This is a genomic window from Gordonia sp. DT218 (assembly GCF_049847105.1).
Taxonomy (GTDB): domain Bacteria; phylum Actinomycetota; class Actinomycetes; order Mycobacteriales; family Mycobacteriaceae; genus Gordonia.
Window position 1 is genome coordinate 1493741 of record NZ_JBNCNS010000001.1, and the last position, 24644, is coordinate 1518384.

Below are 24644 nucleotides of genomic sequence, written 5' to 3' on the forward strand. Positions count from 1 at the left end.
ACGCGACGTGATCAGCCCGCGGGGATCGGCGCCGAACAGCTCAGCGGTCCGCCGTTGCTCGTCGACGACGCCAGTAGGTCCCGGCCGTGCAGGATGTTGCAGGTGACCGGACCACGGACGACGATCGCGTTGAGCTCGGCGGTGGCGCCGGTGACCGTCGCGGCCTGCGACCACGGGGCGCCGGCTGCGGCGACCACCGTGGACCTGGTGCCGTTGATGTATCGGATCCCGATGACGTCGCCGTTGCCGGTCAGCTGATAGACCACCGCGCCCGGTGCCACCGTCGGCGTGGGTGTGGTGGTGGTCGTCTCCTCGGTCGTCGTGGTCGTGGTGGTCGTCGACGCCTCGGAGGTGGTGGTGGCCGACGACGAACTCACGCCCGCGGTCTGCTCGTCGTTGTTGCCGGAGCCGCGCGCGATCAGGATGCCGACCAGTGCCAGCACCACCACGGCCACGATCACCGCGATCACCAGCCCGACCGTGCGTCCGCTGTGCTTGGGCGGCGGCGGGGGCGGCTCACCCGGGCCGGGCTCCCCGTAGGGAGGGCCGTAGGCGGCGGCCTCGGTATAGGCCTGCGGGTGGCCGTACGGACCCGGCTGGCCCGCAGCCCCCGGCGGCGGATCCGCGGGACCGCGGTCGTCGGGTCGGTAGGCGGCCGTCTCGTCGGCGGGGTCGAATCGTCGCGTGTCGGGATGCTCGCGATTCGGGTCCCAACGATCGTCGGGTGGCTGGGTCATGGGACCGATTGTGTCATTGTCTCGGCCTGTGACCGCGCTCGCGCGCCGCGCGCTTCGTGGTGGGCCGCCTCGATCGACGGCCGCATCCAGACCGAGAGATAGGCCCGCAATTCGGCGGGTGCCGGGATCTCGTCGTCGGGGCGATGGATGTAGGCGCCGATCACCAGCAGACACCACTCGACGAGCTGGTCGAACGTGTCGTCGTCGAATCCGAGCTTGTGCCAGTCGAACTCGAGCTCGTCGAGGATCACCCTGGCCTGATCGCGCGCGGTTGGCCCCGTCATCGACCCACCGAGCAGACCGGTACTGGCGCCCGGCCCGAGCAGGAACACGAGCACCCGGTCGGTGGTGAGGATCTCGATCGCCGACGCCACCAGCTCCACGACGACTGCCGCCGGATCGGTGATCGCCCGTACCCGATCGATGATGGCCGGCGCGGCCGTCCGTCCCGAGTCGAGGGCCACCGCCTGCAGCAGCTCCTGCACACTGCCGAAGTAGCGGTAGACGGTCTGCCGCGTCACCTGGAGTTCCTGCGCCACCAGCGTGACGCTGACCGCGGCGCCCTCGGATTCGATCACCCGCCGCGCCGCGGACAGGATGCGCGCGATGGCCTCCGCGTCGTCGATCGGGAGTTCGCCACCCCAACCCGTGCGTCGTGCCATGAAAGTCACTGTAACTACTCGCTGAACATACATATACAATCTGCTGTATGGTCAGAGCCCATGGTGGCCGACCAGCATCCCCCGACATCCGACCGCGCCGAAGAACGCGATCGAATCGGTGCGCGAGGAATCTGGCTGATCTGCGTGGCCTGCGCCGCCCTCGCCGTGGTGATGGGCGCGATGACCGCGCTCAATGTGGCACTCCCCGAGATCGCACCCTCCATCGGCGCCACCTCCACCGAGATGACGTGGCTGGTGGACGCCTACACGGTGGCCCTGGCGGCCCTGCTGCTCCCCAGCGGTGCGATCGGGGACCGATTCGGCCGCCGCGGCCTGCTGATCATCGGGCTGGCGATCTTCGCCGCCGCCTCGACTCCGCCCCTGTGGACCGACGACCCGACGGCCATCATCGCCAGCCGTGCTCTCAGCGGAGTCGCCGCCGCCATGGTGATGCCGTCGACCCTGTCGCTGTTGACCTCACAACTTCCCGAGCGCAAACGTCCACTGGCCGTGTCGCTGTGGGCGGGAGTCGGCGGCGCAGCCGGGATCGGCGGCTTCTTCGTCAGCGGTTTTCTACTCGAGTGGTTCAGTTGGCGGTCGATCTTCATCGTCTTCACCGTCGTCGCGGCGCTGCTGGCGATGGCGTCGGCGACGATCGGGACCTCCCGCGACGAACACTCGAAGCCGTTCGACGTGCCGGGCGCGCTGGTGTCGACGGCCGCGGTGTTCCTGTTCGTCGTCGGCCTGCTGGAAACCCCGACCCGCGGCTGGGATGACGCGGTCACGTTGGGCGCCTTGGGTGCCGGACTGGTACTCGGAGTCGTGTTCGTCGTGGTCGAACGCCGCCGTGCTGCACCACTTCTCGATGTCCACCTCTTCGCCAACCGAGCGTTCTCTGCCGGTGCGCTGACGGTGATGGTGCAGTTCTTCGCCTCGCTCGGTCTGTTCTACGTGGTCTTGCAACGACTACAGCTGGATTTCGGGATGTCGCCCCTGATGGCTGCTACTGCGGTGATGCCGGTCGTCGTGGTCATCATGATCCTGTCGCCGATCGGCACCTGGCTTGCCGTGCGATATTCCCTGCGGAGCATGCTCGTGCTCGGCGTGTCGTTGACCGGCATCGGACTGATCCTGATGGGTGTGGTCCCGTACACGACGTATTGGGGGATGTTCCCGATGTTGATGCTCGGCGCGGTGGGCCAGGGATTCGCGACCGCGCCCCCGACCACCGCGATCATGGCCAATACCCCGGCGGCGACCCAGGGCATCGGCTCCGCCGTCAACGACACCTTCCGCGAACTCGGGGCAGCGATCGGGATCGCCGTGTCCGGCAGCATCCTCGCGTCCGGCTACACGCGCAACATCGCCCCTGTCGCCGATCGTGTGTCCGCCGAGACCGGTTCGTCCCAGCTCGGTGAACACATCGCCCGATCACTCGCCGAGGCGCTGCACACCATCGACGCGCTGGCGACGCGACTGCCCGGTCGGACAGAGACGCTCGACGCTGTCGCCGACCAGGCCAAGCAGGCCTTCATCGGACCGATGAACACCGCCTGCGTCGTGATGGGCATCGTCATCCTCGTCGGGGTGGCGTTCCTGATCTTCCTGTCGCCGCGCGCCATGACACCGGTATCGGCCGGCACTTCCGAGACCGAGACCGAGCCAGAACGCGAGCCGGCCGCCGGCTGATCCGGATGCCCGCCGCCGTCACGCCTCGGCGATCGCCTCCAGCGGCCGGGTGCGTGCCGCACGAACAGCCGGCCACAGCGCGGCGAGGACGCCGACCACCGCCGATGCGATCAGGGTGATCACGATGAGACTCCATGGCAGCACCGGGGTCCCCAGACCCCACTTGGCCAGGGTCCGCACCAGGGCCCAGCCGATGACGCTGCCGAGGATCACTCCCAAAATCGCACCGAAGATCGCGATGAGGACCGACTCCAGGTAGATGCTGCGCCGCACCTGGGACCTCAGCATGCCCACGGCCCGCAGCATGCCGATCTCACGGGTCCGCTCCACCACCGACAGCGCCAGCGTGTTCACGATGCCGAGCACGGCGATCAGCAACGCCAGGCCGAGCATCGCGTAGAGCGTCGCCAGCATCTGGTCGATCTGGCTCGAGACCGAGCTCTTGAACTCGTCCCGATCCTGGACCTGGACGGTCAGATACGAGTCGGTGGCGTTCTCCAGGTTCGTGCGCAACGTGTCGGCCTGCACACCGGGTGCGGGCGTGACGAAGATGGTGGCGCTCACCCGCGCCGACGGCGGCACGAGTTTGTCGTAGACCGTCGGTCCCACCATCCACGGTTGCAGCGCCTCGTTGTCGGCGTACACGCCGGACACCGTCACCGGGATCTGTTCCCCGGTGGGGCCGGTGAAGGTGACCACGTCACCGCGATTCCAGCCCTGCGTGTTCCGTGTGCGTTCGCTGACCAACATGCCGTCGGCCGGAAGGTTCGGGGAGGCACCGTCTTTCATGTCCATGATGGCGACGTCGTTCGGCTGTCCGCCGAGCGCCCCGTATCCGGCGACCGTCTTGTCGCCCACCTTGGCGCGGACGACGCCGAAGCTGACCGACGACCCGACGCCGTCCACGCCTTCGACGGCGGTGGCGACCGCACCCGGGATCGGCAGCTGATTGGCGCCCGCGACGATGAACTCGGCACGCAGACCCGTGTCGACGGCGGTGTCGATGGTGCCCTTGAACGAGGTGCCGAGGGTGCCGATCACCGCAACCAGCATCAGTCCCAGGGTGAGCGCGAAGGCGGTCGCCGCGGTGCGGCGCGGATTGCGCACCGCGTTGGTCCGGGCGAGCCGGCCGATCTTGCCGAAGGGCGCGCCGATGACCGTTCCCAGGCCCCCGACGATCGGCCGCGACAGAGCGGGCCCGGCCAGGACCACCGCGGCGATGGCCGCGGCCGAGCCGCACCCGACCGCGATCGCCGGTCCGAGGCCCACACCCATGGCACCGATGACGATGGCCGCGAGGCCGGCGACGCCCAGGACGGCCCCGGCGATGGTGCGGGTGCGCAACGGCGCCGAGCCCTCGGCCATCCCGGATCGCATCGCCTCCACCGGCGGCACCTTCGACGCACGCAGCGCGGGCACCCACGCACTCACCATCGTCACGACCACACCGACGAAGAGTGCGGCCAGCACGGCCCAGACGCTGATCTGCAGCGGCGCCTGGGGCAATCCGGACGCCGAGCTCGTCAACACCTTCAGCAGGGCGGCGAGCCCGATACCGATCCCCAGGCCGACGACACCACCGATCACGCCGACGACGAACGCCTCGAACAGTACCGAGCGCGACACCTGCTTCTGGCTCGCGCCGACCGCGCGTAGCAACGCCAGCTCACGGTTCCGCTGCGCCACGATCATCGAGAAAGTGTTGTAGATGATGAAGGTTCCGACGATCAGCCCGATCGCCGCGAATGCCAACAGGATTCCGGTGAAGATGCTCAGGAACTGATTGACGTTGTCCTTCTCGTCCTGCCGGACCTGGTCCCCGGTGCGCACCTTGTACAGATCCGCGGGCAGCGCCTTGTCGACGCGCTCCTGCAGCTGGGCGGGGGTCACCCCCGCGTCCGCGGACATGTCCACCTGGGCCACGTGCTGCCCGTCGGAGAACAGCGTCTTGGCGGTGGCCTGATCGAACTGGACGTTGACGAAGCCTCCGGTGGAGCCGGGGAGGTCGAGCAAGCCCACCACGGTCACCTCGCGGGGCTGGACGGCGCCCTGTCCCAGGACGACCTTGGTCTTCGAGCCGACCTTCAGACCGGCCTTCTCCGCCGCCGAGGCGTTCAGCGCGACCTCACCGGGGTTGGCGGGTCCACGACCGCCCGGCTCGAGTTTGCTGGTGTCCGGCGAGAGCGCGACGTCGGGCGGCAGGTACGCGGTGCCGACGCTCGGGGCACCACCGGTCTGCAGGGCCTTGCCGTCGGAGTTGGCGATCGTCACCAGTCCGGAATAGTTGGGGACGATACGGTCGATCCCGAGCTCGGATTTCCGGGCGTCGAGGTCGTCGATGACCGTTTGCGGAACCCCCGGCGACTGGTTGTTCTCCGGGGTGATCTGCACCGACACCCCGGGGGCGACCGAGTCGAAGATGTCGTTGAACGCCTTGGAGACGGTCGAGGTGAACACGATGGACCCGGCCACGAACGATGTGCCGAGCACGATGGAGAAGACCGTCAGGAACAGACGGAGCTTGTGCGCGCGCAGGTTTCGCAACGAGACCCGGCGCATCACCGATGACGATGCCATGGTGTCAGCGCACCTCGGAGGTGTTCTCGTCGGCGGCCGCGTCGGCGGCGTGCCTGGGCGCATGCGGCTCGGATGCGGCCGGCTCGTCGAGATTCTTCATGACCTCGAAGACGTCGTCGGCCGACGGGCGCGCCAGCTCGCGCACGATCAATCCGTCGGCGAGGAAGACCACCCGGTCGGCGTAGGAGGCAGCGCGCGGATCGTGCGTCACGATCACCACGGTCTGGCCGAACTCGTCGGTCGCCGCCCGCAGGATGTCGAGGACCTCACCCGACGAGCGCGAGTCGAGGTTGCCGGTCGGCTCGTCACCGAAGATGATGTCCGGCTTGCCGACCAGCGCTCGCGCACAGGCCACGCGCTGCTGCTGACCACCCGACAGCTCGCTGGGCAGATGGGTGAGCCGGTCGGTGATGCCGAGACGATCGACGACCGCGTCGAACCAGGACTTGTCCACCTCGCGGCCCGCGATGTCCACGGGCAGCGTGATGTTCTCGGCCGCGGTCAGGGTGGGGACCAGGTTGAAGGACTGGAAGACGAACCCGATCCGGTCGCGCCGCAGCATGGTCATCGCCTTGTCGGAGAGTCCGGTGAGGTCGACGTCGCCGATGTGCACCTTGCCTGCGGTGGCCACGTCGAGGCCGGCGAGGCAGTGCATCAGGGTGGACTTGCCCGACCCGGACGGGCCCATGATCGCGGTGAACTCGCCGGCGGCGAACTCGATGGTGACCCCCCGCAGTGCCTCGACGACGGTGTCACCCGTGCCGTAGACCTTGGTCAGATCGGCCGCGCCGGCGGCGATCGGGTGTGCTGCGACGTGTGGGCTGTCCGTACGGGCCGATGTCATGGCCTCAACGGTGCCAAATCTCCGGTCCGTTGGCTATCGGGAATATCCCTGAGTGACCACCCCGACGTCCCGGGGTCGGTCGAATACCCGACGGGTCAGTGCTTGGGCAGCCGGACCTCGAGGACGTGCACGCGCGTCGGGCCCGAGAAGGCGTCGTTGGTGACGATGTACAGCGCGCGTGCCCGATAGGTCATCCACGGATGGTCGGGGAACCAATTGCCCCAGGCCAGTCCGGACATGTTCCCGGCGACCAGGCCGGTGAGCGGCTCGGTCGAGAAGATCGATTTCTTCGGCATCGCCGCCTCGCGGCCGGACAGCTTCTGCTTCCCGGTCACCGACTGCGCTCCGCGGGTGGTGGTCCAGTAGATGCGAGCCGTTCGGCCCTTGCCGCGTTCGAGCACCAGATAGTCGGTGTTGTTGACCGCCAGCACATCTGCCGCCACCTTGTCGCCGTCGGTGCGGTAGACGTGCTCGGAGGTGCCGCGGCCGGCCCAGGTGAGCAGGCGTGCGGAAGTCCGCGGATCCTGTTTGAGCCCGCCCGCGGTGATGGCGCTGACCCGATCACCGGGCGCCACCGCGACACCGGTGAGTCCCCGCTGGCCGTTCAGACCGCTCTTGGCGGTGCTGCGGTAGGCGGCCGGGAGCGGGAGATCGCGGAGGTGATTGCCGAGCCCACCGACCACCCGGACGAATTGCTGGTTGCCGCCGCCGGCGACCACGTAACCGCCGCCCAGGCGACGGAGGCCCTCGAACTGCGCACCCCCGGGCAGGATCGGCAGATTGCCGGGGCCGAGGATTGTGCCGCCGCCGGTGATCCGGCCCTGGCTCGCTACACCGGTCGTCGAGCTGAACGGGATCGTCGCGTTGTAGTACCGCGCGGGGCCGAATCGGCCGACATCCGTGGAGAGCAGCGCATAGGTGCCGTTACCGGTGCGGTCGATGCCCGAGATCCCGCCGAAGCTCGGCAGCCCGGAGATCGTCGTCGAATCCCGGTAGAACGACGTCACACCCGACGAAGGGCTCGCCGGGCTCGCCGGGGCCGCGGTGACCCCACCCACCGACACAACGGAAAGCCCTACAGCACAAGCGGACACGAGTGCCGCCCCCCACCAGCGAAACCTCATAGGGCGAGACCTTACCCGATGGCACGAAGTCGAGAGAACGTCGACAGTACGCCGGGAGAACCCTGAGCGGCACCCGCGGAACCCCGGATGCGCCGAGAGAACCCGACCTGCGTGGTGGTCGGGTTCTCTCGACGGAAATCGTGATTCCCTCGGCGGAGGGCGCGGTTCTCGGACCGCCTGGCTCAGCCCAGTCGCTGCTTGAGCTGATCCAGCTCGTCCTGCAGCGAGGTCGGCAGCTTGTCGCCGACGAACTCGAAGAGCTCCTCGATCAGCGGGATCTCCTGGCGCCACTCGTCGGCGTTCACCGCGAGCGCCGCCTCGATGTCCTCGGCCGGGAGGTCGCCCAGACCGTCGACGTCGATCTCCTCGGGCTTCGCGACGATGCCGATGGGCGTGGAGATGCCCTCGTTCTCGCCCTCGATCCGGCCGACGATCCACTCGAGCACGCGGCTGTTCTCGCCGAATCCCGGCCACAGGAAGCGGCCGTCGTCGCCGCGACGGAACCAGTTGACATAGAAGATCTTCGGCAGCTTGGTGGCGTCGGCGTTCTTGCCGAGGTCGATCCAGTGCGCGAAGTAATCACCGATGTGGTAGCCGAGGAACGGCAGCATCGCCATCGGGTCACGACGGACGGTGCCGACCTTGCCCTCGGCCGCGGCGGTCTGTTCGGAGCCGACGGTGGCACCCATGAACACGCCGTGCTGCCAGTCGCGAGCCTCGGTGACCAGCGGGACGGTGGTCTTGCGGCGACCGCCGAACAGGATCGCCGACAGCGGCACACCCTTCGGGTCGTCCCACTCGTCGGCCAGCGACGGGCACTGGTCCAGCGGGGTGCAGTAGCGGGAGTTCGGGTGGGCGGCCTTCGCGTCGGAATCCGGCGTCCAGTCGTTGCCGAGCCAGTCGGTGAGGTGCGCGGGCTTCTCGCCGCCGATGCCCTCCCACCAGATGTCGCCGTCGTCGGTGAGCGCGACGTTGGTGTACAACGTGTTGCCGGCCTCGACGGTCTTCATGGCGTTCGGATTGGAGTCGTTGCTCGTACCCGGAGCGACACCGAAGAACCCGAACTCCGGGTTGGTCGCGTACAGGCGGCCGTCGTCGCCGAAGCGCATCCAGGCGATGTCGTCGCCGACGGTCTCGGCGGTCCAGCCCGGGATGGTGGGCTGGATCATCGCGAGGTTGGTCTTGCCGCAGGCACTCGGGAATGCGGCGGCGACGTAGTAGACCTTCTTCTGCGGGCTGGTGAGCTTGAGGATCAGCATGTGCTCGGCCAGCCAGCCCTCGTCGTGGGCCAGCACCGAGGCGATGCGCAGCGCATAGCACTTCTTGCCGAGTAGGGCGTTGCCGCCGTATCCGGAACCGAACGACCAGATCTCCCGATCCTCGGGGAAGTGGGAGATGTACTTCTCGGAGTTGCACGGCCAGGGGACATCGGCCTGACCGGGCTCGAGCGGGGCGCCGACGGAGTGCAGGGCCTTGACGAAGAATCCGTCGTCGCCGAGCAGCTCAAGGACCTTCGGACCGACGCGGGTCATGATCTTCATGGACAGCACGACATATTCGGAGTCGGTGATCTCGACGCCCAGCTTCGGGTCGTCGGAACCGAGGGGCCCCATGCAGAACGGGATGACGAACATCGTGCGACCGCGCATGCATCCGCGGTAGAGGTCGTTCATCGTGGCGCGCATCTCCGCCGGATCGACCCAGTTGTTGGTGGGGCCGGCATCCTCCTGGGTCTTCGCACAGATGAATGTGCGCGACTCCACGCGAGCGACATCGGCGGGATCGGACTGGGCCAGGAACGAGTTGGGCTTCTTGTCCTCGTTGAGCTTGACCAGGGTGCCGGCGTCGACGAGATGGGTGGTGAGCCGGTCCCATTCCTCGTCGCTGCCGTCGGACCAGACGACCCGGTCGGGCTGTGTCAGCTCGGCGATCTCGGCGACCCACGCCAGCAGTCCGGCGTGTTTCGTCGGGGCGGTGTTCGGGTCCAGTCCGGGAATTGTGGCTGAGGTCATGATTGGGTCTCCTCCGAGGTGACGGCCCGATGCATAGCCGTCGGCGATGTCGTCGTCAACTCAGGATACGTTCACCGAGCGGGCGCTAGGTACCGGGGCCAACAGATGCGGCATATCCCACAGTCGCATGCATCGCAACCGCCCGCAGAGCCCGATTCAACGAACCTGCGGCGGCCTCAGCCCAGTCGGCCGCTGTCGGTCGGCACCCAGGCGCCGCTGTCGGGGTCGAGAGTGCGCGAGGAGAACATGCCCTGCGCGTCGATCTCGGTGATCTGGTCGACCTGTCCGTCGTGGTCGGAATCGGTGTAGACGGTCATCCCGCCGGCGCCGCTGCGGGTGAGCGAGTCCCGCACGCCGTCGTCGTCGGTGTCGACGTCGGCCGGTCCGAGATCCCAGACCCGCCCGTCGGAATGCATCCACAGGTGATCCTCGGGTGACCTGGGGTCGTCGAGGTCGTCTGCCGGCGTGAGGTGGGAGACGTGCTGCGCCGCGAACGAACCGTCGTGGTCGACCGACACGCGATCGGCATCGCCCGGCTCATCACCACCGAAAACATGGCCACCGACCGGGTCGCCACCGAGAAATGACATGTCCATCTACGCTGCCCCATTCCGGTCTCGTTCGGTCCGGCCCGCGCCGCACACCACCGTGATGATAGGACGCAGCGCGCGCCCGATCGGTTCCGATCGTGCTCAGGTGTCCGCGTCGTCGCCGCGCATTGCCTGTGCCTGTGCCTGTGCCTGTGCCTGTGCCTGTGCCTGTGCGAGCGTCACCAGTTCGTGGTGGGTGCCGCGGAGCCGGCCGAGTTGGTCGCGCCGATCCCGGGTCGCCGATCCCGAGCGCAGGTCTCGCAGTCTCACGTCGATCTCCGCGACCTCCGCGGACACCTGTCGCGAGCGCCGTTCGTGGACACGGGTCACCTGGCTGGCCAGATGAGGTTCGGCCGCCGCCAGTCGCAGCCCCACCCGGTGTTCGAGCCTGCCCCGCGTCTCGTTCAGCGCGTCGGTACTCCAGCCACGCAGGTCGGCGCGTAGGGCCGCGGTCCGGCGCACCCGGATCACCAGTGTGGCCACGGCGACGCCAAGCAGCAGCGTGAGCGGCATGCTGACCCATTGCAGGGTCTGCACCGACGCCATCGGCGCGACGATCAGCCGTCCCACGCCGAGCCCCGTCGACGCGCCGATCAGGACCAGGAGGACGTCCTCACCGCCCCGGCGACCGGACGGCACCGCGCGCCCGAACGGCGGATCGGGCGCGCGATCATCGGGATCGGCGCGGGGTTCGGCATCGACCTGGGCCTCGATACCGACGAGCGTCGCCGCCCGCACCTCGTCGATGCGCTCGTCGGTGGCGTGATCCACTCGGTTGCGCAGCGCCGCCACCTCGTCGGTGAGCCAGCGGACATAACCGTCGACGGAGGCGCGCTTGAGGGTGGTCGATCGGGCGGTCGCCGCGGCGGCGAGACCGCGGGTGCCTGCCGCGACGTCGGCGAGGGATTCGCTGCGCGCCCTGGCCAGCCCGGCGCGCGCCGCGGCGAGCCGGTCCGCCCGGCCCCGGTCGCGGGATTCGAGCAGTGCCCGCCGCCGGTCGGCCAGCCGATCGACCGTCGCCGCATCGGGGTCGGTGGCCCGCGTGAGTTCGTCCAGGGTGTGTTCGACGGCCCCCAGCGCCGCGGCGACCCGAGCCCGTTCGCGCCGGACGTCCGGGGGCGCCGCCAGACACTCGGTGATCCACGCCATCAGCGCGCGCACCCCGGACTCATCCGGTGCCCCTGACAACGCCGCCCCCGACAACGCGACCGCCGCCGAGACCGCGAACACGGGGAGCTGCTCGAACGGATCGAGCAGGGCCCGGTGCGCGCGGAGGATGCGGGGCCAGTCCCAGAAGGCGTCGATCTTGGACCCGACCAGTGCGACGATCCCGAACCGCGACCGCAATTCGTCGACGGCCTGCTTCTCCTCGTCACCGATCGACGACGACGGATCGACCACCATCAGCGCGATGCCGACGGACGTGTCGTCGGCGTTCCGGTCCCAGCGGCCCACGGCCGTCGGCGACGTCGGATCGACCGCCCGGCACGCCTCGATCAGGCTGGTCACGCCGGTCCCGCCGATGCCGTACACCGCCACCCCGGTTCCGTTGCCGGTCACGGCCGCCGCATCGAAACCGGTCAGGCCGCAGACGCGGGAGACGGCGTCCGGCACGGACGGCGCGGAAGGCGCGGTCATCACGCCACCTCCCCGTGCTGGAGCAGGTGTTCGATCACGTCCCGGTCCCATCCGCGGGCGGCCACGATTTCCAGTCGCGACCGCAGCTCGGTCAGCCGCCAGTGGCGGACCAGGTCGACCCGCTCCCGGATGGAGGTGACGAGTCGGACGATGCCGCTGCGCCCCTGCAGCGCCGTGTTGAGCGCCGCGACGTCGGCGGCGGCCGGGTCGTCGGCGGCCAGGAGGTGCAGCGCGAGGTCGATGCCACGCCGATCGACGCGGCGCAGCAGGCCGGCGCGCAGGACCCGCTCGTCGCCGTGGAAGGGCCCGGCGCCCTCCGGGCCCGGGTATCCACTCAGGGTCGGGGTGAGGAACTGTCCCGACATCGAGGGCATCGTCTCACCGGCGGCGGCCAGACGGCGCAGGAAGTCGAACTCGTCGGCGGACAGATCCGCGCACGCCAGCAACTGCGACACCGCGAGCACCGGGACGCCGAGGTGTTCGGCGCATGCGGCGGCGGCGGCCTCGGGGGATCCGTGGGTGTCCGCCTTGCCGAGCACCACCACCGTGCGATCCGCGGGCATCTGCGCGATCGCCGTCCGATCGGCAGCCCTCGGCGGTCCCGACAACACGTACATCCACAGATCGGCCATCCACGGATCGGGGGCGTCGGCACGCCGGTCGGCCTCGCCCGGGCCGATCGCCGTCACCGACAACCGCTCCCGCAGCGCGCGGGCGAACGTGTCGCGCCCGGTCCCCGGCCGGCCGTCGACCTGGACCTGCAGTGGGCGACCGTAGCGACGAACCGCCAGGTCGAGCTCGGCGCGCGCCGGCGACGACGGGTCGACGAGCGCCACCAGCCGCCCCGACTCGACGACCCGCGCCAACGCGTTCGTCGATGGGGTCATCGGGGCGTGCGACATGCCTCGCAATCTAGCGTCCCGACGCTCGCACCGTGCCGCTGACCGGCGCAGAATCCGTGTCGGCTGTCCTCGGCGGGCACCGATGCGCAACGATGGACCGGTGAGCGAGAGTCTCGATCAGTCACGTCGCTATCCGCGGGTCACCAGTTTCCGGTTCCGTCGCGGCTCCTTGACGACGGGTCAGCAGCGGAATTGGGAGACCCTCTGGCCCCAGTTGGGCCGCGACCTGGAGATCGGGGTCGACCGGGTTCCGGAAGACGTCGTCGACCTTTCCGAGTTGTTCGGCCGCGACGCGCCTGCCGTCCTGGAGATCGGCAGCGGTACCGGTGTCTCGACCGCCGCGATGGCCGAGGCCGAACCCGACATCGACGTCCTGGCGGTGGAGGTCTACAAACCCGGCCTCGCCCAGCTCCTCGGACTCGTCGACCGCGGCGGACTGACCAACGTCCGGATGGTCCGCGGCGACGCCGTCGTGGTGCTCACCGAACTGTTGCCGCCGCAGAGTCTGACCGGGATCCGGGTGTTCTTCCCGGACCCGTGGCCGAAATCACGTCACCACAAGCGCAGGCTGGTGCAGAGCGGCACCCTGGAGTTGATGGCCGACCGCCTCAAGCCGGGCGGCGTGCTCCACATCGCCACCGACCACGCCGGTTATGCGGAGTGGATCGCCGAGCATCTCGCCACCCAGCGCCCCGATCGGCCGCACGTGATCCAGCTGACCCGGGACGCACCGATCCTGCTGGACCGGCCGACCACCAAGTTCGAGGGCCGCGCCGAACGCGAGGGACGCGGGGTCAACGAGTTCGTCTATGTCCGTCCGGATCTCCCCACACCTCAAGCCACCGAAGGCGGCGACGCATGAGCGACGACTCACCGAAACCGGAGATCATCACTCCCCCACCGGCTCCGGCCGGCGGAAAGGGCTTCTCGGAGACCATCGCCGGCCAGAGCGCCGCGTCGCGCGTGCTCCTGGTCTGGGATGCCCCCAATATGGACATGGGACTGGGGGCCATCCTCGGCGGGCGCCCCACCGCGGCGTATCGTCCGCGTTTCGACGCTCTCGGCCGCTGGCTGTTGCAGCGGACCGCGGAGATCTCCGCCGGCCCCCTGAGGAGCGAAGCGTCTCCCGGCCCCCTGAGGAGCGAAGCGTCTCCCAGCCCCCTGAGGAGCGAAGCGTCTCGAAGGGTCGAGCCCGAGGCGACGGTCTTCACGAACATCGTGCCCGGCAGCGCCGACGTCGTGCGTCCCTGGGTCGACGCGCTGCGTAATGTCGGATATGCGGTGTTCGCGAAGCCGAAGCTGTCCGACGACAGCGATGTCGACGACGACATGCTCGACCACATCGAACTTCGCAGGCACACTGTGGGACTAGCTGGCCTGATCGTCGCCTCGGCCGACGGACAGGCGTTCCGGGAGCCACTGCTCGACGTGGTGTCGGACGGCATTCCGGTCACGGTGATCGGGTTCCGTGAACACGCCAGCTGGGCATTGACCACCGAAGAGTTGGAGTTCGTCGACCTAGAGGACATCCCGGCCGTGTTCCGTGAGCCGCTCCCGCGCATCGGTCTCGACTCGCTGCCCGACGACGGGGCGTGGCTCACACCGTTCCGACCGCTGCAGGCACTCTTGCACTGACCACCCACACCACGGGACGTGTCGACTCAGGGACAGCTCAGGACTGCCTGACAGAATCAACGGTCATCCGTCGATGCGACCACGATCGACAGACCCGTACCAACGACCCCGACCCGACGACCAGATCCCGCAACGAGGAAGGAACCACGGCGTGTTCGGAGCCATCGGCACTTTCGTCTATCGAATGCGCTTCGCCGTCATCGGCGTACTCATCGCCCTCATGGCGGGGCTCGGACTCTACGGCCTCGACCTCTCGAAGCACCTCAGCCAGAGCGGCTGGTTCGATCCGACGTCGGAGTCGTCGCAGGGTTCGGTCGTCGCAGACACCGCGCTCGGCCGAGATCACCGCTCGGACGTCATCCTGCTCGTCACCCCGCCCGCGGGCACCACCGTCGACGACCCCGAGTTCGGCGCCAAGGTGGAGAACTTCGTCGACGACCTGATCGCCCAGCACGGCGATGTGGTCAATCGCGAGGACCCGGGCCTCATCGACCCGTTCTACCTGCGTGATCAGACGGCGACCTCGAAGGCCGCCCAGGACACCATCCGGGACCGGACCTTCAGTCCGGACAAGACGCATGCGTTCATCAGTATCGGCGTCAAGGGCGACGACGACACGACGGTGCTGCAGAACTACAAGACCATTCAGCCGTCCTTCGACAACATCCCGGAAAGATACAATCTCGAGGGGACGAATTTCGAGCTCGCGGGCCTACAGCCGGTCGCAGGCAGCATGGCCGACGGCATGGACAAGGACATCCACCGAGCCGAGGTGATCGCGCTGCCCTTGGTGGCGATCATGCTCTTCTTCATCTTCGGCGGTGTGATCGCGGCGTGTCTCCCGGTCCTCATCGGCGGTCTCACCATCGCGGGCTCGCTGGGCATCATGAAGGTGCTGGCCCAGATCACCGAGCTCAACGTCTTCGCCCAATCGGTGGTCACCCTGATCGGACTGGGCATCGCGATCGACTACGGCCTCTTCATCGTCAGTCGTTTCCGAGAGGAACTCGCGGAGGGATACTCCACCAAGGCCGCGGTACGAAGAACGGTGATGACCGCGGGACAGACCGTGGTGTTCTCGGCGACCATCATCGTCGCCGCACTGGCCTGTCTGCTGATCATGCCGCAGGGCTTCCTGAAGTCGGTCGCCTACGGCGCGATCGCCTCGGTGTCGCTCGCCGCCATCCTCTCCCTGACCGTGATGCCGGCGATCCTCAGCATCCTGGGCAAGCGAATCGACGCGCTGGGTCTGCCCTTCCTACGCCGCACCAGGACCCGGCAGGAGGTCGAGGACGGCTTCTGGGGCCGCCTGTCCGGCTGGGTGATGCGCCACCCGATCGCCACCGCGGTCCCGACGGTGCTGATCCTGCTCGTACTGACCATCCCGTTCGGCGGCATCAAGTTCGGCGGCATCAGCGAGGCCTACCTGCCGCCCGACAACCCGAACCGGGTCGCCCAGGAGAACTTCGACAAGTACTTCCCGACCGAACGCACCGAAGAGATCAAGCTGGTCGTCGCGTATGACCCGAACGATAACGACAGCGGCGACAAGATCAACGACATCGCCACCGAGGCCAACAAGATCCCGGGCTTCACCAAACAGTTCAGTCCGTCCGCCGACGACGGAGCGCTGACCGGCCAGTACGGCGACAACGGGCCGCCCGTCATCCAGATGTCGGCCGGTCTGGTGAACCGCGACACCGCGGCCGAGGCCATCAAGGAACTGCGCGGCATCGACACGCACGGCCTCAAGATGTGGGTGGCCGGTACCCCGGCCCTCACCCAGGACTCGATCGACGCGCTGATGTCGCGACTGCCGCTGATGGCAGTGTTGTTGGTCCTGGTCACCGGTTTCCTGATGTTCCTGGCATTCGGGTCGGTGGTGCTGCCGATCAAGGCAGCGCTGATGTCCGCGCTGGGCCTCGGTGCCACGCTGGGCATCCTCACCTGGATCTTCGTCGACGGGCACGGTGCCGGGATCGCGAACTTCACGCCCGGCCCGCTGTTCGCCGCGGTGCTGGTGCTGATCATCGCCATCGTGTTCGGCCTGTCCACGGACTACGAGATATTCCTGTTGTCCCGAATGGTGGAGGCGAGACAGAAGGGCGCGTCCACCACTGAGGCGGTACGCGTCGGTACCGCACACACCGGTCGCATCATCACGGCCGCGGCCGCAATTCTCGTCGTGGTCACGGGGGCGTTCGGCCTCTCCGAGATCGTGATGATGAAGTACATCGCGTACGGCATGATCGCTGCGCTCATCCTCGACGCCACCATCATCCGCATGCTCCTGGTGCCGTCGGTGATGAAGCTTCTCGGCGACGACTGCTGGTGGGCCCCCCGCTGGATGCAGTCATTGCAGCAGAAGATCGGCCTCGGCGAGACCGTCCTCGACGACGAGCCCGACGAGCTCCGCGACGGCGTCGCGGCCGCCCGGTCGCGGTCGGTGGGCACGTTGGCGGCCGAGGCACCCACCTCGGCGATGGCTGCCGCCACCCGCACGGTTGCGCGCTCGGAGCCGAATCGCACGGTCGCCCAGCCTGCCCGGACCGCTCAGTCCACACAGGCCCAGCCCACTCAGTCTGCCCAGGCCGCCCAGCCCACCCGGTCTGCTCAGCCCGCCCAGGCGAGGCCGAACCGCCAGGTACCGGACCGCGGGGCCCCCGCGCCCGGCCGCCCGCCGGTACCCCGGCCCGACACAGCGGCCGGACCGCAACCGGGCGCGCCCGCAGCCACTCCGAGCGGGGCACGCGTCGGCCCGTCCGCGCCGCCCTCGGGCCCGCAGTCACGGCCTGCCACCGCACCCCCGGCCCCGGCAGCTCCCCCCGCCCCGCGCCTCGGGCGGACCGCACGCGATCGCTCGTCGGGACCGGACACCGGTAGTTGGCGTCTCGGCGCCGGCGGTATCCGCCTGGCCTCCGACGAGCCGGCCCGTCCGTCGGCGTCGCAGCCGGCCGGCGTCCGTCCGTCCGGACCGCCACCCCGGCCACCGCAGCAGCCGCAGACGCCACCCGGCGTCCCGACGTCGCGGCCCGGTCCCGGACCGGTACCGCCGCAGGCGAACCCGGGTGGCCACGACGATTCGCCGCTCGGTCGGCGTCCCGCGCTCGACACCACCGGCAAGCGTCCGCTGGCCGCGTCGTTGTCGCCCGAGGCGCACCGCCCGGCCGCGCCTTCGCCGACGACGCGCTCTGGCGGGTCGCCGATGGAACGGGGCCTGAGCGACTCGCATCCGTCCGCCGACGGCGACGAACGTCCGTCCCAGGACGGCCGGCGCCGAGGATCGGACCGGCACGCGCGGTCGGACGCGGACGGCGAGGGTTCGCAGATCAGCGTGCAGGACCTGTTGCGCCGCAGTCGTTCGGACAGCTGAGTCGGGTCGCGGGGGTCTCGATACGCCCCTCGCCTAGCGGCTCATGGCTACTCGACCGGCGAGCTCAGGCCGCCGGTCGAGTAGACGTCACCCTCCGCCGGTCGAGTAGACGTCACCCTCTGCCGGTCGAGTAGACGACGAGCGCAGCGAGGAGTCGTATCGAGACCCCACCCGCCGACCACTCACTCGTCCAGCCCGTGCTCGATCGCATACCTCGTGAGCTCCACCCGGTTGCCGAGTTGCAGCTTGCGCAGCGTGGCCTGCACGTGGTTCTCGACGGTGCGATGACTCAGCGCGAGCCTCGTGGCGATCTGCTTGGCGCTCAACCCTTTTGCGACATGACGCAACACCTCGGTCTCCCGGTCGGTGAGCGACGGCCGGAGATGACCGGGATCCGGTTCGGCAGACATCCTCCGGTACTCACCCAGGATCAGGCCGGCGAGCCCCGGCGTGAACACGGCCTTGCCGTCGGCGGTCGCGCGCACCGCGTCGACCAGCTCCGCCTTCGACGACGACTTCACGAGATATCCACTGGCTCCGGCCTTGACGGCCTCGAGGACGTCGTCGCGCTCGTCGGAGGCCGACAGCACCAGCACCCGCGTCGACGGCGACACCTCGAGCACGGCCGTCGTCGCATCCGCGCCGGTCCCGTCCGGCAGCTGCATGTCCATCAGTACGACGTCGGGCGTGACCGCGCCGGCCCGCCGTCCCGCGCTGCCGACCCCGTCTGCGGTCGCGACCACCTCGAAGCCTTCGTCGGTGAGGTCCCGGGCCACCCCGTCGCGCCAGATCGGGTGATCGTCGACCACCATCACCCGTATCGCGCGGGCCGCCCCTGCGTCCGGGGCACCGGTGTGCGCATCGTCGGCCGTGCTGTCCGTGCTCGCCATCAGGCCTCCCGCTCGACCGGAATCGTCAGTTCCCATTCTGTCCCCGCACCGGGTCCGGAATCGAGCAGCGCCGTGCCGCCGAGGGCTTCCACGCGTCCGACGATCGATGTCGAGATCCCCATGCGACCCTGGCGCTTCGCCTCCTCGAGTCGACCGGCCGGGATCCCGACCCCGTCGTCGCGCACACTCACCACCACGCGATCACCGAGATCCTCGAGCAGCACATAGGCCTGCGCGGCCGCACCCGCATGATGGCTGACGTTGTCGAGCATGTTCTGTACCGCCGCCCGGATCTCCTCGGCGACAACGGCATCGACGGCCACCAGGGTCGCGGGCGCGCTGACCGACACCCGCTCGGCGGCGAACCCACGCAGGATCGCGCCGAGCTCGGCCGCGGCCCCGTCGGTGCCGGTGCCGGTGTGTGAGATGCCGAGCCGACCGGCGTCGGAGACCAATTGCCGCAATGCCCGCTCCTGCTCACCCGCCAGCTCGGCGAGTTCGGTGGTGGGACCGCCGATCTCCCTACCGCGCTTGGCGATCAGCGCGAGTACCTGCAGCACCCCATCGTGCACTTCGCGCGACAGTCGGTCCCGCTCTTCGGTGGCCGCGGCGATCCCGGCCGCCCGGACCAGCACGGCGTGGGCGCGCCGCGCGATCACGGCCGCCAGGCCGACCGCCATGCCGGTCGCCACGATGATGATGATCGTCGCGTTGCGACCGAGGTTCAGGTCGAAAGCACCCTTCACGAACGCACTGGTACCGCCGACCAGCAGCCCCGACAACATGCCCCAGACCGGTCCGGCGAGCAGCGCCACCGAGATGACCGCATTGACCGCCCACAGCGTGGTCGGCCAGGTCTGATTGTTCAGCGCCCACGACGTCTCGGCCACGTACGACGTGGTGAGCATCAGGCCGCAGGCGATGGCTACGTCGGCCGCCACCCAGTACGGATTGCGTCCGAAGCCCGTGTAGTACGCGACGCCGGCGACGAGGGTCCAGGCCGAGAGCACTCCGAACAACACCCACGCCAGATCGTCGTGGAGAAGGTCGTCGTTGACGGCGATCTGGAAGCCGAGGGCGTAGAGATACGAGAGGAACCGGAACAGCTGCGCGGCGCGCCACAGCGGGCCGACCGGGTCGGTGTCGACTTCCATGGCGAGCCGGCGGGCCCGTCCGGGGTCATGCGGTTCGGTCACGCGACGGGACATCACCTGTGTGTCACTCGTCGTCGCGGGGCGTCTGCTCCGTGGACGTCACCTCGCCGGTCGCCTCCGACCGTCCGGCCGGGGCGGGCCGGTCATCGTCGCCGGCTTCCGCCTCGTCGACGGCGTCGCGGCGATCCCACTTCGGCGCGTCGGGCTCGGCGGTGTACAGCCTGCCGGTGGTGGCATCGTCGTGCTTGCGTGCCCGCGCCGCGCTGCCGGCCAGATGCCGGACCGCGGTGTTGCCGAACGCGATCAGCGGCACCGCGAGCAGACCTCCCACGATGCCCGCGGAGACGATCCCGGCGGCAATGGCGAGCACCACGGCGACCGGATGCAGTCGCACCGACCGGCCGAGCAGGAACGGCTGCAGGACATGACTCTCCACCTGCATCACCCCGACCACGATGGCCAGGGAGATGACCGCCGCGATCCAGCCCTGGGTGACCAGGGCGACCACCACTGCCAGCGTGCCGGTCACCAGCGCGCCGACGATCGGGATGAAGGCCCCGAGGAACACCAGCGATGCCAGCGGAAGTGCCAGCGGGACACCGAGGATCGCCAGGCCGACGCCGATGCCCAGGGCGTCGACGAACGCCACCGCCACCGTCGCGCGCACATAGCCGACGAGCGTGCCGAATCCGGCGGTGCCCGCGGCGCGCACCCGGCCACGGGTCCCGTGCGGCACGAGCTTGGTGACGAACGTCCAGATCTGACCGCCGCCGTAGAGGAAAAAGATCAGCAGAAACACCGTGAGCAACGCGCCGGTGACGATCTCGGTTGCCGTGGTGGCGGTCGCCAGGGCACCGCTGGTGACCTTGTCCTGATTGTGCTGGAGGAAATCGGTGATGTCGTTGCCGATGTTGCTGACCTGGTCGTCGTCGACTTTCAGCGGGCCGTCGACCAGCCAGTCGCGCGACCGGTCGATGGTGACGGTGATCTGCTTGGTCAGTTCGGGGAAGCCACGGATGAACTCCTGCACCACGAATGTCATCACCAGACTGAGCAGGCCCAGCGCCACGACGATCGTGATCAGGACCGCGAGCGAGCGGGGCACCCGATGACGATCCAGCCAGTCCACCACCGGCACCAGCATGGCCGCACCGAGAATCGCCAGGGCCACGGGCACCAGCACTTCCTCGAACTCCTGGAAGGCCATCAGGAGCACGTAGACGACGGCCGCGATCACCAGCAGTCGCCAGCCCCACTCGGCGCCGGCCCGAACCAGCGGATGGACCTTCTCGCGATCGACGACGACCGGGTTCAGCGGACTCCCGACACGGCCCTCACGATCATCGTCGTCACAGACCTTGGCGCCTCGGTCGCGGGCATCGTCGTCCCGCGCGCGGCCGGTGGTGTCGGCATCGCTCACAGCTGCCAGCCTAGCTGTGGATATGGTGTGGGCTATGTCGACCGACAGACCAGGCACGGGGCGCGTCGCGGCGCGTCGGCGTTTCTGGTGGCTGCGGTGGGTGTTGCTGGCCGTCGTGCTGGCGGTCCTGGCCGTCGAGGTGGTGCTGATCTCGCCGAGTCTGGAGGAGGCCTGGCACCGGATCGGCGACCTCGACTGGGTGTGGATCGTCGCGAGCATCTTCGCCGCGCTCCTGTCGATGGACAGCTTCGCCCAGGTGCAGCGCGCGCTGCTGCGGTCCGCCGGTGTCCGGGTGACCCAGTGGCAGTCGCTGTCGGTGGTGCTGGCCTCCAACTCGGTGAGTCAGACCATGCCGGGCGGCCCGGTGCTCTCCCCGGCGTTCGTGTACCGGGAGACCCGCAAATGGGGCGCCACCCCCGTCGTCGCGTCCTGGCAGGTCGTGATGTCGGGCCTGCTGGCCGGCGTTGGGCTCGCCGTACTCGGATTCGGCGGCGCACTCCTGGCCGGCGCCAAGACCAGTCCGTTCTCCGTGTTCTTCTCCGTGGTCGGATTCATCGCGGTGGTCGTGGTGTTCCAATACCTGGCCAGCCACCCCGAGTCGCTGCAGAGCACGCTCCTGCGCATCCTCGACTGGCTGAACCAGATCCGCAACAAGCCGAAGCATCACGGGCATGACCGGGTCATCGAGGTCCTCGAGCAGCTGCGCGCCGTCCAGCTGTCCCGCCGCGACCTGACGATCTCGTTCGCCTGGAGCATGTTCAACTGGGTCGCCGACGTCGCCTGCCTGGCCTTCGCATGCTGGGCCGTCGGCGCCCATCCGGGCATCGCAGGCCTGATGGTCGCCTACGCGGCCGGTAAGGCGGTCGGTACCGCCATACCGCTTCTGCCCGGCGGGATCGGCGTGGTCGACGCCGTCCTGGTCCCCGCCCTGACCAGCGCGGGGATGCCGGCCGCCGACGCCATCACCGCGGTCCTGGTCTACCGGCTGATCAGCTACGTGCTGGTCGCGGCGATCGGCTGGATCGTGGTGCTGGTGATGTTCCGCAACAGCTTCCGCAAGGGCGAGACGCTCGAGGAAGAGTTGGCACACGACGTCGACGACGGCATGCCGGATCAGACGACTGAGCCCGACGCGGGCGGGGAGAGTTCCCGCAGACCCGACGACCCGCTACCGTGACAACCATGTCGAGGTCCACGCCTGTCGCCGCGGACGCCGCCCCGACGTCGAAGCGGTCACTGCCCATGCCGGCGACCGCAGTGATCGACCTCGTCGCGGTGACCGTGTTTGTCCTGATCGGGCGCTCCAGCCACGAGGAGGGCCTCGCGGTCGTCGGGGTTCTCCAGACCCTGTGGCCGTTCGCGGTCGGCGCGGCCGCCGGCTGGTCGATCGCCTACGTGTTCTCCCACGTCCGGTCGAGCGACTGGTTCGGCCACGACTTCCGGCCCGAGCAGATCGTGCCCGCGGGCGTGGTCATCTGGTTCTGCACCGTCGTGGTCGGCATGATCCTGCGCTACCTGCTCCACCAGGGAGTCGCGGTCAGCTTCATCATCGTCGCCACCATCTCGCTCGGCGTCTTCCTCATCGGGTGGCGCGCGGTCGCCGGGTTCGTCGCCCGGCGCCGGACTACTTGATCCGGAAGTACTTCTGCGCGACCTGCAGTGCTGCCGTACCCGACTTGTCGCCCTCGCAGTAGATCACGATGACCTTGCCGCCCTGCAGTCCGACGAACCAGCCCGGGCCCTGGGGACCGTTGGTGCCCACCAATGCCCGCAGACCGGGCGCCCCGGTCAGGTCGCTGGCGTCGCCGGTCTTGGCGGTAACCGCCATCGCCTGCAGGATCGGCGCCGTCGTCGCCGCGTCGAGTTCGCCGAGCTGCCCGCCGACCACATCAGTCTGTGCACCCCTGATGACATAGGGAGCGACCGAGCTCATCTGCCCGGACGAACTGCGCGCCAGCGCGACGCCCAGTGCGCCCATGTTCATCATCGAGGCGTTCAGGTCGCCCGGCCGGAAGTCCACGGTCGCCACCCCCGGCTGATCGGCCGTCGGTGCGCTGGCACCGGGAACGGTGAACTGCACACCGAGACCCAGCCGATCCATGATCGCGTCGGTCGGCTCCTGGTTCGCGGTGGCGGACCGGTCGACGACGGCAAAAACGGGATCCAGGGTGCGCCCGACCGGATGCACGCCGCCGACGCTGGTGCCGCGTTCGACGGCGTAGCTGTTCTGGGCCATGCCGAGGATCGCCCCGCTGCCGGCGTCGAGGGCCATGATGGTGGCGGGCTGCCCGACCTCGACGGCCGAATCACCCAGGGTGAGCTGCAGGTTCTGGTCGATGGTGGTGTCCACGCTCGGTCCGGCCGGGCCCTGTTCGCCTGCCAGCTTGTGGGGCTTGATACCCGGGCCGGTCATCTGGACCTGCCACCCGGCGGTGGCGTCGCGGATCGCCTGCCAGTAGTTGGTGAGTCCGGGCTCCAGCGGCGACGACAGCCGACGATCGGCCATCACCAGCTTGCCGGCCTTGCGGACGGTCACGCCCGGAACGGTGTCGGGGTCGGAGGTCATGACCTGCATGTCGGGATCGCGCAGGGTCACCGCGGTGATCGGTTTGCCCTGGGATTGGGCGAGCTTCTCCGAGATCACCTGTGTCGTCACCAGCGGCGCGATGGGCGCGAGGGTCCGGGCCAGCGCCCGTGCGGACTGGTCGACGTCCTTGGTCCGAGTGGGGTCGAGGATGATCTGGTTGACCGGCTGCAGGTACATGAAGGTCTTGCCCGACCCGCTGCGAACCGTCGGGGCCGGCGTGGCGTCGGTGCGGATCTCGCGCAGTTGGCCGCCATAGGGCAGCCCGGGATAGATGATCGACGGTTCCCAGGTCAGCTTCCACCCGGTGGACAGGTGCCGCGCGGTGCCCGTGCTGGTCGTCTGGAAGGTGCGGTCCTTGGCCCATCGCCACGTCGTCTTCAAGGAGAAGGACGCGGTCCCGTCGCTGTATTCGACGGGTTTCACCACGTCCACGTCGACGTGCTCGGCGTTCATGGCCTGCAGCGTCTCGGTCAGCGCCTCCCCGGCCTGTCCCGGCGCAGTGGTGAACCCGGCGGCGCCACCGGCATCCTGCCGTTCCATCGCGGCCGCGAAGTGACGGGCCGCCCCGGCCGCACTGTTGTCGTCCCCGCCGCCGATGCCACATGCGCTGAGCACGACGACGGCGACGCTGCAGGTTGCCGCTGCGCAGGCCATCTTCGGCGCGCGCTTCGCCCAGATCTTCATAGTCTCAATTTTCACTCTTGTCACACTGGATTTCGATGCCGCCAGCTTCCATTCGGGGATCCGAGCGGTCACGATCGGGTCTCGGAGTTCTGGCGACGTGACGGGGGCCATAGACGACGGCGTCGT

General features: G+C 69.0%; 19 protein-coding genes. 6 read left to right on the plus strand and 13 right to left on the minus strand.

The genetic code is table 11. From position 1 onward, the window contains the following. Positions 1–11 precede the first annotated feature (11 nt). The gene (locus ACPXCG_RS06905; protein WP_425790353.1) at positions 12–737 is read right to left on the minus strand and encodes a hypothetical protein; all 726 of its coding nucleotides are present in this window, start codon (positions 735–737) and stop codon (positions 12–14) included. After that, positions 734–1399 (minus strand): TetR family transcriptional regulator, encoded by a 666-nt coding sequence (locus tag ACPXCG_RS06910; protein ID WP_425790355.1) that lies wholly within the window; start codon positions 1397–1399, stop codon positions 734–736. The genes ACPXCG_RS06905 and ACPXCG_RS06910 overlap by 4 nt, the downstream gene beginning before the upstream one ends. A gap of 60 nt (positions 1400–1459) precedes the next feature. Here ACPXCG_RS06910 and ACPXCG_RS06915 point away from each other — a divergent pair, with 60 nt between their 5' ends. Continuing rightward, positions 1460–3088 carry an MFS transporter gene (locus ACPXCG_RS06915; RefSeq protein ID WP_425790357.1) on the plus strand — a complete coding sequence of 543 codons (1629 nt, stop codon included), beginning with the start codon at positions 1460–1462 and terminating at the stop codon, positions 3086–3088. Positions 3089–3106: 18 nt separating this feature from the next. Here ACPXCG_RS06915 and ACPXCG_RS06920 read toward each other — a convergent pair whose 3' ends face one another. The 7 genes from ACPXCG_RS06920 to ACPXCG_RS06950 all read right to left on the minus strand — a co-directional run bounded on the left by ACPXCG_RS06920 (position 3107) and on the right by ACPXCG_RS06950 (position 12775). Next, positions 3107–5665 carry an ABC transporter permease gene (locus tag ACPXCG_RS06920; protein ID WP_425790359.1) on the minus strand — a complete coding sequence of 853 codons (2559 nt, stop codon included), beginning with the start codon at positions 5663–5665 and terminating at the stop codon, positions 3107–3109. 4 nt (positions 5666–5669) lie between these two features. Next, the gene (locus ACPXCG_RS06925) at positions 5670–6509 is read right to left on the minus strand and encodes an ABC transporter ATP-binding protein (RefSeq protein ID WP_425790361.1); all 840 of its coding nucleotides are present in this window, start codon (positions 6507–6509) and stop codon (positions 5670–5672) included. A gap of 95 nt (positions 6510–6604) precedes the next feature. Continuing rightward, entirely contained in the window at positions 6605–7633 is a 1029-nt protein-coding gene (locus ACPXCG_RS06930; RefSeq protein WP_425790363.1) for an esterase-like activity of phytase family protein, read from the minus strand. A 182-nt stretch (positions 7634–7815) separates the two neighbouring features. Continuing rightward, the gene (locus ACPXCG_RS06935; protein ID WP_425790365.1) at positions 7816–9645 is read right to left on the minus strand and encodes a phosphoenolpyruvate carboxykinase (GTP); all 1830 of its coding nucleotides are present in this window, start codon (positions 9643–9645) and stop codon (positions 7816–7818) included. 176 nt (positions 9646–9821) lie between these two features. Then, on the minus strand, positions 9822–10241 hold the full coding sequence (locus ACPXCG_RS06940; protein ID WP_425790367.1) for a DUF6802 family protein: 420 nt from the start codon (positions 10239–10241) through the stop codon (positions 9822–9824). Positions 10242–10337: 96 nt separating this feature from the next. Further along, positions 10338–11873 carry a hypothetical protein gene (locus ACPXCG_RS06945; RefSeq protein WP_425790369.1) on the minus strand — a complete coding sequence of 512 codons (1536 nt, stop codon included), beginning with the start codon at positions 11871–11873 and terminating at the stop codon, positions 10338–10340. Next, positions 11873–12775, minus strand: coding sequence for a hypothetical protein (locus ACPXCG_RS06950; RefSeq protein WP_425790371.1), 903 nt, complete (start codon positions 12773–12775; stop codon positions 11873–11875). Before ACPXCG_RS06950 ends, ACPXCG_RS06945 begins: the two co-directional genes overlap by 1 nt. 82 nt (positions 12776–12857) lie before the next feature. On the opposite strand from ACPXCG_RS06950, the gene trmB reads away from it, so the two are divergent. From trmB to ACPXCG_RS06965, 3 genes are all read left to right on the plus strand, one after another. Beyond that, positions 12858–13637, plus strand: coding sequence for a tRNA (guanosine(46)-N7)-methyltransferase TrmB (gene trmB / locus ACPXCG_RS06955; RefSeq protein ID WP_425790373.1), 780 nt, complete (start codon positions 12858–12860; stop codon positions 13635–13637). Continuing rightward, positions 13634–14410, plus strand: a complete 777-nt coding sequence (locus tag ACPXCG_RS06960; protein ID WP_425790374.1) for an NYN domain-containing protein — start codon at positions 13634–13636, stop codon at positions 14408–14410. Before trmB ends, ACPXCG_RS06960 begins: the two co-directional genes overlap by 4 nt. Positions 14411–14561: 151 nt before the next feature. After that, positions 14562–17783, plus strand: coding sequence for an MMPL family transporter (locus ACPXCG_RS06965; protein ID WP_425790375.1), 3222 nt, complete (start codon positions 14562–14564; stop codon positions 17781–17783). 182 nt (positions 17784–17965) lie between these two features. Here the strand turns inward: ACPXCG_RS06965 and ACPXCG_RS06970 are convergent, their stop codons facing one another. The 3 genes from ACPXCG_RS06970 to ACPXCG_RS06980 form a co-directional block, all read right to left on the minus strand. After that, positions 17966–18595, minus strand: coding sequence for a response regulator (locus ACPXCG_RS06970; protein WP_425790517.1), 630 nt, complete (start codon positions 18593–18595; stop codon positions 17966–17968). 77 nt (positions 18596–18672) lie between these two features. After that, entirely contained in the window at positions 18673–19827 is a 1155-nt protein-coding gene (macS, locus tag ACPXCG_RS06975) for a MacS family sensor histidine kinase (RefSeq protein ID WP_425790519.1), read from the minus strand. Positions 19828–19891: 64 nt separating this feature from the next. Then, positions 19892–21142: an AI-2E family transporter gene (locus ACPXCG_RS06980; RefSeq protein ID WP_425790521.1), complete on the minus strand. Its 1251-nt coding sequence runs from the start codon at positions 21140–21142 to the stop codon at positions 19892–19894. 139 nt (positions 21143–21281) lie between these two features. On the opposite strand from ACPXCG_RS06980, the gene ACPXCG_RS06985 reads away from it, so the two are divergent. Beyond that, complete coding sequence (locus tag ACPXCG_RS06985; protein WP_425790377.1) at positions 21282–22424, plus strand: lysylphosphatidylglycerol synthase transmembrane domain-containing protein; 1143 nt, start codon at positions 21282–21284, stop codon at positions 22422–22424. A gap of 5 nt (positions 22425–22429) precedes the next feature. Then, positions 22430–22879, plus strand: a complete 450-nt coding sequence (locus tag ACPXCG_RS06990; protein ID WP_425790379.1) for a DUF3054 domain-containing protein — start codon at positions 22430–22432, stop codon at positions 22877–22879. Here ACPXCG_RS06990 and ACPXCG_RS06995 read toward each other — a convergent pair. After that, entirely contained in the window at positions 22872–24533 is a 1662-nt protein-coding gene (locus ACPXCG_RS06995) for an NTF2-like N-terminal transpeptidase domain-containing protein (protein ID WP_425790381.1), read from the minus strand. The genes ACPXCG_RS06990 and ACPXCG_RS06995 overlap by 8 nt on opposite strands. Positions 24534–24644: the final 111 nt, after the last annotated feature.

What these genes read in the sequence shown, in the direction of transcription:
- ACPXCG_RS06905 (WP_425790353.1), bottom strand. Translation starts at nt 737, where the DNA reads ATGACCCAGCCACCCGACGATCGTTGGGACCCGAATCGCGAGCATCCC.
- ACPXCG_RS06910 (WP_425790355.1), bottom strand. Translation starts at nt 1,399, where the DNA reads ATGGCACGACGCACGGGTTGGGGTGGCGAACTCCCGATCGACGACGCG.
- ACPXCG_RS06915 (WP_425790357.1), top strand. Translation starts at nt 1,460, where the DNA reads ATGGTGGCCGACCAGCATCCCCCGACATCCGACCGCGCCGAAGAACGC.
- ACPXCG_RS06920 (WP_425790359.1), bottom strand. Translation starts at nt 5,665, where the DNA reads ATGGCATCGTCATCGGTGATGCGCCGGGTCTCGTTGCGAAACCTGCGC.
- ACPXCG_RS06925 (WP_425790361.1), bottom strand. Translation starts at nt 6,509, where the DNA reads ATGACATCGGCCCGTACGGACAGCCCACACGTCGCAGCACACCCGATC.
- ACPXCG_RS06930 (WP_425790363.1), bottom strand. Translation starts at nt 7,633, where the DNA reads ATGAGGTTTCGCTGGTGGGGGGCGGCACTCGTGTCCGCTTGTGCTGTA.
- ACPXCG_RS06935 (WP_425790365.1), bottom strand. Translation starts at nt 9,645, where the DNA reads ATGACCTCAGCCACAATTCCCGGACTGGACCCGAACACCGCCCCGACG.
- ACPXCG_RS06940 (WP_425790367.1), bottom strand. Translation starts at nt 10,241, where the DNA reads ATGGACATGTCATTTCTCGGTGGCGACCCGGTCGGTGGCCATGTTTTC.
- ACPXCG_RS06945 (WP_425790369.1), bottom strand. Translation starts at nt 11,873, where the DNA reads ATGACCGCGCCTTCCGCGCCGTCCGTGCCGGACGCCGTCTCCCGCGTC.
- ACPXCG_RS06950 (WP_425790371.1), bottom strand. Translation starts at nt 12,775, where the DNA reads ATGTCGCACGCCCCGATGACCCCATCGACGAACGCGTTGGCGCGGGTC.
- trmB (WP_425790373.1), top strand. Translation starts at nt 12,858, where the DNA reads ATGCGCAACGATGGACCGGTGAGCGAGAGTCTCGATCAGTCACGTCGC.
- ACPXCG_RS06960 (WP_425790374.1), top strand. Translation starts at nt 13,634, where the DNA reads ATGAGCGACGACTCACCGAAACCGGAGATCATCACTCCCCCACCGGCT.
- ACPXCG_RS06970 (WP_425790517.1), bottom strand. Translation starts at nt 18,595, where the DNA reads ATGGTGGTCGACGATCACCCGATCTGGCGCGACGGGGTGGCCCGGGAC.
- macS (WP_425790519.1), bottom strand. Translation starts at nt 19,827, where the DNA reads ATGGAAGTCGACACCGACCCGGTCGGCCCGCTGTGGCGCGCCGCGCAG.
- ACPXCG_RS06985 (WP_425790377.1), top strand. Translation starts at nt 21,282, where the DNA reads ATGTCGACCGACAGACCAGGCACGGGGCGCGTCGCGGCGCGTCGGCGT.
- ACPXCG_RS06990 (WP_425790379.1), top strand. Translation starts at nt 22,430, where the DNA reads ATGTCGAGGTCCACGCCTGTCGCCGCGGACGCCGCCCCGACGTCGAAG.